8 protein-coding genes and 1 tRNA gene are annotated in these 11204 nt (G+C 71.2%); 4 read left to right on the plus strand and 5 right to left on the minus strand.

Annotated elements, in window-relative coordinates; translation table 11 throughout:
* Nucleotides 1-49: 49 nt before the first annotated feature.
* Nucleotides 50-613 carry a DUF3558 domain-containing protein gene (locus GIS00_RS02055; protein ID WP_154766739.1) on the plus strand — a complete coding sequence of 188 codons (564 nt, stop codon included), beginning with the start codon at nucleotides 50-52 and terminating at the stop codon, nucleotides 611-613.
* An 18-nt stretch (nucleotides 614-631) separates the two neighbouring features.
* Nucleotides 632-2086 carry a hypothetical protein gene (locus tag GIS00_RS02060; protein ID WP_154766740.1) on the plus strand — a complete coding sequence of 485 codons (1455 nt, stop codon included), beginning with the start codon at nucleotides 632-634 and terminating at the stop codon, nucleotides 2084-2086.
* 51 nt (nucleotides 2087-2137) lie between these two features.
* On the opposite strand, the gene GIS00_RS02065 is transcribed toward GIS00_RS02060, so the two are convergent.
* The 3 genes from GIS00_RS02065 to GIS00_RS02075 all read right to left on the minus strand — a co-directional run bounded on the left by GIS00_RS02065 (nucleotide 2138) and on the right by GIS00_RS02075 (nucleotide 4964).
* The gene (locus tag GIS00_RS02065) at nucleotides 2138-3115 is read right to left on the minus strand and encodes a ribose-phosphate diphosphokinase (protein WP_322097362.1); all 978 of its coding nucleotides are present in this window, start codon (nucleotides 3113-3115) and stop codon (nucleotides 2138-2140) included.
* Complete coding sequence (gene glmU / locus GIS00_RS02070; protein WP_322097363.1) at nucleotides 3112-4617, minus strand: bifunctional UDP-N-acetylglucosamine diphosphorylase/glucosamine-1-phosphate N-acetyltransferase GlmU; 1506 nt, start codon at nucleotides 4615-4617, stop codon at nucleotides 3112-3114. Before glmU ends, GIS00_RS02065 begins: the two co-directional genes overlap by 4 nt.
* A gap of 276 nt (nucleotides 4618-4893) precedes the next feature.
* A tRNA-Gln gene (locus GIS00_RS02075) sits at nucleotides 4894-4964 on the minus strand.
* Between the two features lie 404 nt (nucleotides 4965-5368).
* Here GIS00_RS02075 and GIS00_RS02080 point away from each other — a divergent pair.
* On the plus strand, nucleotides 5369-6331 hold the full coding sequence (locus GIS00_RS02080; protein ID WP_407666780.1) for an acyl-CoA desaturase: 963 nt from the start codon (nucleotides 5369-5371) through the stop codon (nucleotides 6329-6331).
* A gap of 63 nt (nucleotides 6332-6394) precedes the next feature.
* Here GIS00_RS02080 and GIS00_RS02085 read toward each other — a convergent pair whose 3' ends face one another.
* Nucleotides 6395-6565, minus strand: coding sequence for a hypothetical protein (locus GIS00_RS02085; protein ID WP_196073076.1), 171 nt, complete (start codon nucleotides 6563-6565; stop codon nucleotides 6395-6397).
* A 253-nt stretch (nucleotides 6566-6818) separates the two neighbouring features.
* Between GIS00_RS02085 and mfd the strand changes: the two genes are divergently transcribed.
* Nucleotides 6819-10463, plus strand: a complete 3645-nt coding sequence (gene mfd / locus GIS00_RS02090) for a transcription-repair coupling factor (protein ID WP_154766742.1) — start codon at nucleotides 6819-6821, stop codon at nucleotides 10461-10463.
* Nucleotides 10464-10749: 286 nt separating this feature from the next.
* On the opposite strand, the gene GIS00_RS02095 is transcribed toward mfd, so the two are convergent.
* On the minus strand, nucleotides 10750-11127 hold the full coding sequence (locus GIS00_RS02095; RefSeq protein WP_154766743.1) for a hypothetical protein: 378 nt from the start codon (nucleotides 11125-11127) through the stop codon (nucleotides 10750-10752).
* Between the last annotated feature and the right edge of the window lie 77 nt (nucleotides 11128-11204).

Raw genomic sequence — 11204 nt, forward strand, 5'->3', positions numbered from 1 at the left:
CACCGGGGTGCGGGCCGTCCGCGTCCCGACCTCGCCCAGGAGCCGTGCGGTGAAGATCCGACCGTTTCTCGCCGTCCTTCCGGTGGTGCTGGTCCTTGGCGGATGTGCGGTCGACGGAACCCCGATCGCCGCGGCACGTCAGGTCACCGTGACCGTCACCGCGCCCGGCGATGCCCCGCCCCCGGAATCCTCGGCCCCCGCCGGGTCGATCCCGGCGAAGACCCCGCTGCCCGACGCCTGCTCGCTGCTCACGCAGGAGGAGGCGAACACCCTCGCCGGGCGCACGCTGCTGGACATGGAGCCGGCCGGCGTCGAGTTCGGGGCCGCGACCATGTGCCAGTTCGCCGGCAATCCCGAGGATCCGGGCATCGCCCAGGTGACGGTGTTCGTCGGCGACGGGGTGGAGAAGTCCCTGCAGATCGACCGGGACACGCTGAAGCACACCTTCACCCAGCCCGCCGGCATCGGCGACGAGGCGTGGCAGGAGGACGGCAACATCTTCGTCCGCAAGGGCACGGTCTGGGTGCAGATCTCCCTGGTGCTGCTCACCGACGACGCGGAGAACGTGGTGCCGTTGCAGGAGGCCGCCAAGCTCGCCCTCAGTCGGTTCTGACGAACGGGGATCCGGAACATGTTGCTGCACAGGAAGTCCCGCGTCCTGGCTGTGGTTGGCGTGGTGCTGCTGCTGACCGCCGGCTGCGGCAGTGTCGTCGCCGGTACGGCGGTGAAGGTCGGAGCCGCTCCACCGGCCGCCGCCGGATCCGGTCCGGCGCCGGCGCTGCCGGCCGGCGACTTCTACGGCTACGGGCCGGATCCCTCGATCAGCTACCAGCCGGACGTCGTCCCGATCGCCGCCGGACCGGCGGCCATCCGCGGAGTCAGCGACGACGGGTTCACCTACTCGATGGACGCCTCCGCAGCCGGGGTGTCCGACCTCGCCGTGGGCAAGGTGATGCTCGCATCCTCACTGGCCGCGGGGCGGGTCGTCTCCATCGCCGAGGGTGACGGGGTGCGGGACGTGACCCTGGAGCCGGTGTCGTTCGAGGAGGTCGTCCCGGACCCGGAGGTGAACTTCGACTCGGCCATCGATCCGGCCACCATGTCCGCCGTGCGCTTCCCGGCCGCACCGTCCTACGAGGAGGAGGGCGGACCGGCCGGACCCGGTGGACTGCGCGGCCCGGCCGCGGCGCTGCGCCCGGCCGCCGGCGAGCCCGGCCCGGTCGCCGGCAAGGACCCGATCACCTACAAGGACGTGAAGGTGACGCCCAACGTCGATTCGGGTCATGCCGGGCTGCACGTCACCATGACCAAGGACGATCTGATCGTCGACGGCGACATCGGTTTCACCTTCGACAATCTCCGGTTCAAGGCATCAGGTTCACCCGGCAAGCAGAACTTCAGCGTGCTGCTGCAGGGGTTGACCGGGTTCGACGTGGCCGTGCAGGCCGGGCTGGGCGAGGTGGACCCCAGCGGCGCCAACAAGAAGGTGTCGATCGCCCCCGACATCAGTTGGACGTTCCCGATCCCGCCGAGCCCGGCGACCGGCGGACTGCCGCTCTTCGTGCAGCTGACCTTCACGCTGCAGTTCATCACCGCGTTCGCGGCGAAGAACAGCACGCTGTCGGCCTCGGCGTCGTACGGCCTGAAGGGCGATCTGGGGATCAACGGCACGTCGGGCACCGTGCCCGAGCTGACCGTCAACAAGTCGATCATGGACTCCATCGACGGGATCTCGCTCAACGCGATGGGTCACGTGGTGGCGCTCAAGATGAAATTGATGCTGGGCATGGGGGTGCCGAGCGCGATGGCCGGCCCGCACGTGTTCGTCTCCGGTGCCGTCGGCATCGCCAAGGGCACCCAGATCGCCATCAATCCGGACTGCCGGTTCGCCAGCCTGGACATCAAAGCCGGTGTGGGGGCCTCGATCTCGGTCGACGGCTTCATCCTCAAGCAGGTCGAGAAGCAGCTGCGGAAGAAGCTGGGGGTGCTGCTGTCCGTGGAGACACCGCTGGTGGTGATCCATCGCGAACAGACCCTGCCCGAGGTGGCGGCCTGCACGTTGGGATTCGGCAGCACTCTGGGGTGAGGTCTGCCCGGAATCTGTTCCGAGCCGAAAACCCGTGCCGTCGATGGGGTGTCAGTGCCCCTCGAAGAGGGAGGTCACCGACCCGTCCTCGAAGACCTCGTGGATCGCCTTGGCGATCAGCGGCGCGATGGACAGCACGGTGAGCTGGTCGAAGGTGTGCGCCGGTGGGATCGGCAGGGTGTTGGTCAGCACCACCTCGGCGGCGCCGCAGGTGCTGAGCCGCTCGGCGGCCGGGTCGGAGAGCACGCCGTGGGTCGCCGCGACGATGACCTTCTTCGCGCCGGCCTCGAGCACCTGGATGACCGCCTTGGCGATGGTGCCGCCGGTGTCGATCATGTCGTCGACGACGATGCAGGTGCGGCCGTCGACCTCGCCGACCACCCGGTTCGCCACCACCTGGTTCGGCTTGAGCGGGTCCCGGGTCTTGTGGATGAAGGCGATCGGCACGCCACCGAGGCGGTTCGCCCAGCGCTCCGCGGTGCGGACCCGGCCGGAGTCGGGGGAGACGACGGTCAATTCCTCGGCGCCGTAGCGGTCGGAGATGTACTCGGTGAGCAGGCCCTGCGCGAAGAGGTGGTCGACCGGGCCGTCGAAGAAGCCCTGCACCTGGTCGGTGTGCAGGTCGACGGTCATCAACCGGTGTGCGCCGGCGGTCTTCAACAGGTCGGCGATGAGCCGGGCGCTGATCGGCTCGCGGCCGCGGTGCTTCTTGTCCTGGCGGGCGTACGGGTAGAACGGCAGCACGACGGTGATCCGCTTCGCCGACGCGCGCTTGAGCGCGTCGATCATGATCAGCGTCTCCATCACCCAGGTGTTGATCGGCACCGTGCAGGACTGGATGACGAACGCGTCGGTGCCGCGGACGCTGCGCTCCGGCCGCACGAAGATCTCGCCGTTGGCGAAGTCCCAGATCGACTGCGGGGTGACCTCGACCTGCAGCTCCTTCGCGACCTCCTCGGCCAGCTCGGGATAACCGCGCCCGGAGAAGAGCATCATGCTCTTCCGGGTGGTGGTGGACAGCGAGTTCACGGACGGTGGTCCTCTCCGGCGGCGGTCACTTCTGGGGTCGTCACTTCGGGGCTCGGTGCGGTGGGCTGCCCGGCGGCGGCGCGCGCGGCGGGGCTGTCCGGTCGGCGGTCGGTCACCCAGCCGTCGACGTTGCGCTGCCGGCCGCGCGCCACGGCGAGATCGCCGGGCGGGACGTCGTCGGTGATCGTCGAGCCGGCCGCGACGAAAGCGCCGTCGGCCACGGTGACCGGTGCGATCAGGGTGGTGTTGGTGCCGACGAAGGCGTGGTCGCCGATGGTGGTGGCGTACTTGCCGACCCCGTCGTAGTTGGCGGTGATGGTGCCGGCGCCGATGTTCGCCCCGGTGCCGACCGTCGCGTCGCCGACGTAGGACAGGTGCGGGACCTTGGAGCCGGCGCCGATCGTCGACTTCTTGATCTCGACGTAGGCGCCGGCCTTCGCGCCCTCGAGCAGCCGGGCGTCGGGGCGGAGGAAGGTGAACGGTCCGACGGTGGCGTCCGGTCCGATGTGGGCGCCGGAGCAGTGCGACCGCAGCACGGTGGCGCCGTCGCCGACGACACAGGCCGACAGGGTGGTGTCCGGCCCGATGTCGCAGCCCTCACCGATGACCGTGCCGGCCTCGATGCTGCTGCCGGGACGGATCACGGTGTCCGCGCCGATGGTCACGCCGGAGTGGATCCAGGTGGTCGCCGGGTCGAGGACGGTGACGCCGGCCAGCTGGTGCTCGCGGACGATCCGGTCGTTCAACGCCCGGGACATGGCGGCCAGCTGCACCCGGTCGTTGACACCCTCGGTGTCCTGCGGGTCCTCGGCGGAGACGGTGCCGACAGCTGCACCCTCGGCGACGGCCAGCCCGATCACGTCGGTGAGGTAGCGCTCGCCCTGGGCGTTCGCCGCGGTCAGCTGCGGCAGCAGCCGGGCCAGGGTCGGTCCGTCGAAGGCGTAGACGCCGGAGTTGATCTCGCGCACCGCGCGCTGCTCGACGGTGGCGTCCCGGTGCTCGACGATCGCCGCGAAGGCGCCGTCCGCGTCCCGGACGATGCGGCCGTACCCGGTGGGATCGGCGACCTCGGCGGTCAGCACGGTGACCGCCCGACCGCCCGCGGCGTGGTCCCGGACCAGCGCCTGCAGGGTCTCCGGCCGCAGCAGCGGGGTGTCGCCGTAGGTCACCAGGACGGTGCCGCTCGGGTCCGGGACGTCCTGCAGCGCGCTGGCCACCGCATGACCGGTACCGAGCTGGACCTCCTGGACGGCGATGCGCACGCCGGGATGCTCGCCGGTGAGATAGGCCGAGACCTGCTCCCGCCCGTGGCCGACCACGGCCACCAGGTCGTCCGGCTGCAGTGCGGCTGCGGCGGTGACGGCGTGCCAGAGCAGCGGCCGCCCGGCGACGGGGTGCAGCACCTTCGGGATCCGCGAGCGCATCCGGGTGCCGGCGCCGGCGGCGAGCACCACGACCGTGCCGACCCGCGGGTTCGTGGGATCCGCCGGGGGAGTGGGCACGCGTGGACCTCCTGCGTTCGACGTCCCGCCGGTGGGCAGGCCGGCGCGGCGGGTCCGGACGCTGCGGCGACGACCGGACCGGGACCCGGGACACGAGTGCCGGTCCGGGCCGATCGCGATACTAGCGCCGGTACGCGGGGCTGCCGGACCGGGTGAGTGCGCGACCATGGCGGCGCCGCGCACGGGGTGACGGATCGCACCGGATCCCCGGAGGCGGGGGTGGAGAAGAAGCCCGGCACGGCCCGTCGGACGAGGGGCCGTGCCGGTGGGTGATCGCTCCGCCGCCAGGATTCGAACCTGAACCATCGGAACCAAAATCCGAGGTGCTGCCGTTACACCACGGCGGATCGAGCGGCGCCATTCTGTCACGGATCACCGCGCCGACCCGCCGGTCCGGTCGCTCGCGGGGTGGTCGATCCCCGGGTAAGGCGAACCTCACTTTCACCGGTCGGGCCGTACCGTCGACGGCACCGGACCGGTACGGTGCAAGGGCGTTCTCGCGTCGCTCGTGACCGGTTCGACCGGTCCGTCCCGCTCGCCGTGACGAATGCCTTGCACGGGCACCCGCCGAGGTGCCCCCCGGAGCCACCACGGCGGTGACCCGGAAGGCATCACGGCAGATCGGGCGGCGAGCAGGATGAGTACCGGAACAGCAACGGACGGAAGAGAGCCCGTGACACCAGCCCAGGCCGGCGCCACCCCCAGCACCATCGACACCGACATCCCGCCCACGACGGCCGTTGCGCCGAAGGTGGTGCGCGAGGACGTTGCGGAGAGCGCAGGCAAGGCCGCTCCGAAGCCCATCGTCGACGGCCGTCGCGGCGTCGCCGCGCAGATCGCGGTCTACGGCTTCTCGTTGATCCCGCTGCTCGCGGTGATCGCCGCCGTGCCGTTCGCCTGGGGCTGGGGCCTTGGCTGGACCGACGTCATCATCGCCGCGGTCTTCTACGTGATCTCCGGCATGGGCGTCACCGTCGGGTTCCACCGCTACTTCACCCACGGATCGTTCAAGGCCAACCGGCCGCTCAAGGTGGGTCTGGCGATCGCCGGGCAAATGGCGGTCCAGGGCCCGGTCATCATCTGGGTCGCCGACCACCGCCGGCACCACGCCTTCTCCGACCGCGAGGGCGATCCGCACTCGCCGTGGACCTACGGCACCTCGGTGCCGGCCCTGGCCAAGGGCTTCTGGCACGCGCACATGGGCTGGCTGTTCGACCGCGACTCCACCAACCAGCAGCGATTCGCCCCGGACCTGCTGGCCGACCGCGACATCGTCCGGCAGGACCGCATCTTCTGGGTGTGGACGCTGGTGTCGGTCCTGGGCCCCGGTGTCATCGGCGGTCTGGTCACCTGGTCGTGGGCGGGCGCACTCTCCGCGTTCTTCTGGGCCGGGCTCGTCCGGGTGGCGCTGCTGCACCACGTGACCTGGTCGGTGAACTCCATCTGCCACATGATCGGCGAGCGCCCGTTCTCCGCCCGCGACAAGTCGGCGAACTTCTGGCCGCTGGCGCTGCTGTCCTTCGGTGAGTCCTGGCACAACCTGCACCACGCCGACCCGACCTGCGCCCGGCACGGCGTGCTCCGCGGCCAGGTCGACCTGTCCGCCCGGGCCATCTGGTTCTTCGAGAAGTTCGGCTGGGCGACCAAGGTCCGCTGGCCCAACGCCACCCGCCTCGCCCGCATCCAGGCCACCGCCGGGGAGATGGGTCACTAACGGGGCCTGCCCGGCCCGCGTGGGCCGGTCGCATCGCTGACTTCCCGCCCGGCGTTCGCGTCGTCAGTTCTTCTGGCGGTCGATGAAATCGGCCATTCCCGGAACTGTGTCAGCGATCTGGCCGTGCTCCGGCGCATACAGCAGCCCCTTGGCAATCAGACTCGCCCGGGCAGGACCGAGCGACGTCGCCGGGCGGTTCAGCCTTCTGGCGACTTTGCCCGACTGGCCGGCCATCCGACCGCTGGCGGTCGACCGGACAACCTCGAGTGCCTGCCGTCCGGGCTGATCCAGCGAGATCCAGTCGTGTACAGCGCGGTCCTACAAAGCCTTAGATCTGTCTAGATGTGTGGCTCCCACGGCGCAGTCCGAGTGTCGGTGTGCACGCGTAGGCTGAGCGCTGTACCCCTCGTCCGGCATCGGCGGGGGGTGTTCGGCGTGTGCACCTGCCCGGTCGAACGGCCGGCTGGTGTCAGGAAACGGGAGATCGATGACCGCCAAGATCAACTCCACCAGCACCTCTGCAGAGCGGTCGGCTCCGCTGTCCGGGCTGCTGTCCGCCGTGCTCGCCGACGACTGGGTCGGTTCGCTGATCGGGGCTGCCGGGTCGCCGGCCGAGCGGATCGTGGCGCCGCCCGGGCTGCGGCCGGTGCTGGCCGCCGGACTGGCCACCGGCAAGGACGCGGGCGGCGCGGACGTGCCGGTGGTGCTGGTCACCGCGACGGGTCGGGAGGCCGAGGTCGCGGAGTGCGCGATCGGCGACCTGATCGGGGCGGAGAACGTCGAGATCTTCCCGTCGTGGGAGACGTTGCCGCACGAGCGGCTCTCGCCGCGTGCGGACACCGTCGGCCGCCGGCTGCGGGCATTGCGCCGGCTCGCCCACCCGGAGGAGCACCCGGCGGGCGCGCCGAAGGTGATCGTGGCGACGGTGCGGTCGTTGATCCAGCCGATGGCCCCGGACCTGGGTGAGCTGGTCCCGGTGACGCTGGCGGTCGGGGACTGGATCGATCTCACCGAGGTCGTCGAGCGGCTCGCCCTGCTCGCCTACACCCGGGTCGAGATGGTCGAGAAGCGCGGTGAGATCGCGGTCCGCGGCGGCATTCTCGACATCTTCCCGCCGACCGCCGACCATCCGGTCCGGGTGGAACTGTTCGGCGACGAGATCAGCGAGATGCGCACCTTCGCGGTGACCGACCAGCGCTCGATCGCCCCGGTGGAGCAGTTGGTCGCGCAGCCGTGCCGGGAGATCCTGCTGACCCCGGAGGTGCGGGAGCGGGCGACCCGGCTGTCCACGGAGGGCACCGGCGATCCGACCCTGGCCGACATGCTGGCCAAGCTGGCCGAGGGCGTCGCGGTGGAGGGCATGGAGGCGCTCATCCCGGTGCTGCTGCCCGGGCGGCTCACCCTGTTCACCGAGCTGCTGCCGGCCGGCACCCATGTGCTGCTGTCCGATCCGGAGCGGATCCGGACCCGGGCCGAGGACCTGGTGCGCACCGGCGCGGAATTCCTGGCCGCGTCCTGGATGGCGGCGGCGTCCGGCGGCAAGGCGCCGATCGACCTGGCCGAGTCCGCCTACCGGACGCTCGGTGAGGTGCTGGACTCCGCTCGTGACGCGGACCTGCCGGTGTGGCGGATCGGGTCCTTCGGGCTGGACACCCCGATCGAGGACCCGTCGACCGAGACCACCGCTGCCGCCGGCGGTCCGGACGCGCCGGTCTCGCCCGCGCCGAGTTACCGCGGCGAGTTCGGGGTGGCGCTGCAGGACGCCCGCGACCGGCTGACCGCCGGCGGTACGACGGTGGTCGTGGTGCCGGGTGCCGGCACCGCCGGCCGGGTCACCGAGCAGCTCGCCGAGGCCGACCTCGGTGTGCACCAGGCGTTCGAGGGCCTGACCGTGGTGCCGCCGGCCGGCCTGGTGACCGTCACCTGCGGCCGGCTGGAGGACGGTTTCCTGCTGCTGTCCTCCGGGCTCGCGGTGATCACCGAGACCGACCTGACCGGCAACCGGGGCGCCGCGCCGAGCGCGGCCCCGCGGATGGGCACGCGGCGCCGCAACGCCGTCGACCCGATGGCACTGCAGCCGGGTGACTTCGTCGTGCACAGCCAGCACGGCATCGGCCGGTACGTCGACCTGGTCAGCCGGACCAGCGCCGGTGCCACCCGGGAGTACCTGGTGGTCGAGTACGCGCCGAGCAAGCGGGGCCAGCCGGGTGACCGGCTGTTCGTGCCGACCGATGCGCTGGACCAGCTGTCCCGGTACGTCGGCGGCGAGCTGCCGACGCTGAACAAGCTGGGCGGCAGCGACTGGGCGAAGACCAAGGGCAAGGCCCGCAAGGCGGTCCGGCAGATCGCTGCCAAGCTGGTGCAGCTGTACGCGGCGCGGGCCTCGGCGCCGGGGCACGCGTTCGGGTCCGACACCCCGTGGCAGCGGGAGCTGGAGGACGCCTTCCCGTTCACCGAGACCCCCGACCAGCTGGCGGCCATCGACGAGGTCAAGGCCGACATGGAGAAGGCGGTCCCGATGGACCGGGTGATCTCCGGCGACGTCGGCTTCGGCAAGACCGAGATCGCGGTGCGCGCGGCGTTCAAGGCCGTGCAGGACGGCAAGCAGGTCGCCGTCCTGGTGCCGACGACATTGCTGGCCCAGCAGCATCTCTCGACCTTCGCCGAGCGGATGTCGGCCTTCCCGGTCAAGGTGCGGGGACTGTCCCGGTTCACCTCCGACCACGAGTCGGCGGAGACATTGAAGGGCCTGGCCGACGGCACTGTCGACATCGTGATCGGTACCCACCGGCTGCTGCAGCCGTCGGTCCGCTACCACGACCTCGGCCTGGTGGTGGTCGACGAGGAGCAGCGGTTCGGCGTCGAGCACAAGGAGCACATCACCGCGCTGCGGGCGCATGTCGACATGCTGACCATGTCGGCCACACCCATCCCGCGCACGCTGGAGATGAGCCTGGCCGGCATCCGCGAGATGTCCACCATCGCCACCCCGCCCGAGGAGCGGCACCCGATCCTGACCTACGTCGGGGCGTTCGACGACAAGCTGGTGGCCGCCGCGGTCCGCCGCGAGCTGCTGCGGGACGGCCAGGTCTTCTACGTGCACAACCGGGTCGCCGACATCGAGAAGATCGCGGCCACCCTGCGCGAGGCGGTGCCGGAGGCGCGCATCGCCATCGCGCACGGGCAGATGAACGAGGACATGCTGGAGAAGGTCATCGACGGGTTCTGGGCCCGCGAGTTCGACGTCCTGGTGTGCACCACGATCGTCGAGACCGGGCTGGACATCTCCAACGCGAACACGCTGATCGTCGACCACGCGGAGATCCTCGGCCTGTCGCAGATGCACCAGCTGCGCGGTCGGGTCGGCCGCGGCCGGGAGCGCGGGTACGCCTACTTCCTGTACCCGGCCGACAAGCCGCTGACCGAGACCGCGCACGACCGGCTCGCCACCATCGCCCAGCACTCCGACCTGGGCGCCGGGATGGCGGTGGCCATGCGGGACCTCGAGATCCGTGGTGCCGGTTCGATCCTCGGTGCGGAGCAGAGCGGGCACATCGCCGGCGTCGGGTTCGACCTGTACGTGCGGCTGGTCGGCGAGGCGGTCACCGCGTTCAAGAAGGCGGCGGGTGCCGCGGCCGGCGAGGACGTGGAGGAGGAGCCGATCGAGGTGCGCGTCGAGCTGCCCATCGACGCGAGCATCCCGCACGAGTACATCCCGGGGGAGCGGCTGCGGCTGGACGCCTACCGGAAGATCGCCGCGGCCGAGTCGACCGAGGAGATCGACGGGGTGCGGGCCGAGCTCGCGGACCGTTACGGTCCGGTGCCGGACGTGGTGGAGAACCTGCTGGCGGTGGCCGCGTTCCGGCGCCGTTGCCGGACGGTCGGCATCGCCGAGGTGATCGGCGGCCCGCAGGGCATCCGGTTCGGTCCGGTGACGCTGCCGGAGTCCGGACAGCTCAAGCTGAACCGGCTCTACCCCGGCGCCCGCTACCGGGAGTCCACCCACACGATCACCATCCGCACGCCGACCGAGACGGACCGGATCGGTGCCGCACCGCTGCGCAACCTCGAGCTGCTGGCCTGGTGTGAGCAGGTACTGACGATCGTGCCCGCGCCGGTGCCGGTGGGCTGATCCGGGCGCGGCTCCCGCGCCGCTCCGGGCGCACGGGGTCCGGGTCAGGGCCGCTCACGTGGACTGCCCGGCGTGGTGCCGGCCGCCGTGCTCGTGAGAAGCCCGCCGGTGTGGGCGGACGGCCGGTCCTGTCACCCATCGACGTCCACCGGCTGTCGGGTCATCAGCAGCCGATCGCCCGGCCAGGCCGCGGCTGCGAACCGTCGGGGGACGCAGAAGACCCCCTGCCGGATCGGCAGGGGGTCTTCCGGGTGCCTACGGTGCGCCGGTCAGCGACCGGCGCCGATCAGCTGTGGCTCGAGCCGCGACGGGACATGCGCCCGCCGACCAGGACCAGGCCCACACCGGCGACCAGGACAGCCAGCGCGATGGCGATGGTGGCGCCCAGGTTGAAGCCGGCACCGGTCCAGGCCAGGGAGCCGTCGTCGACGGTGGAGGTGACGCCCGCGACGGCCTCGGTGCTGGTGGTGACGTCCGACGAGGTCGGGGCGACGGTGCCGCTGGTCGGGGCGACGGAACCGCTGGTCGGGGCGACCGAACCGCTGGTCGGCGAGACGCTCGACGGCGGGTAGTCGCCCGGCGCGGCAGCGGCGATGCCGACGGAGGCGAACAGGCCGGTCAGCACGAGGGCCAGGGTGACGGCCATGGAACGGATACGGGACATTCTCGTTACTCCTCGAAATCGGGCCGATCGGCACCAAACCTGTGATCACTGTAGGGGTAGAGCACCCGGATATCACG

The sequence above is a fragment of the Nakamurella alba genome, from assembly GCF_009707545.1.
GTDB lineage: Bacteria > Actinomycetota > Actinomycetes > Mycobacteriales > Nakamurellaceae > Nakamurella > Nakamurella alba.

Excerpts from the sequence above, each read along its gene's own strand:
- GIS00_RS02060 (WP_154766740.1), top strand. The coding sequence starts at position 632 with ATGTTGCTGCACAGGAAGTCCCGCGTCCTGGCTGTGGTTGGCGTGGTG.
- GIS00_RS02095 (WP_154766743.1), bottom strand. The coding sequence starts at position 11,127 with ATGTCCCGTATCCGTTCCATGGCCGTCACCCTGGCCCTCGTGCTGACC.
- mfd (WP_154766742.1), top strand. The coding sequence starts at position 6,819 with ATGACCGCCAAGATCAACTCCACCAGCACCTCTGCAGAGCGGTCGGCT.
- GIS00_RS02085 (WP_196073076.1), bottom strand. The coding sequence starts at position 6,565 with ATGGCCGGCCAGTCGGGCAAAGTCGCCAGAAGGCTGAACCGCCCGGCG.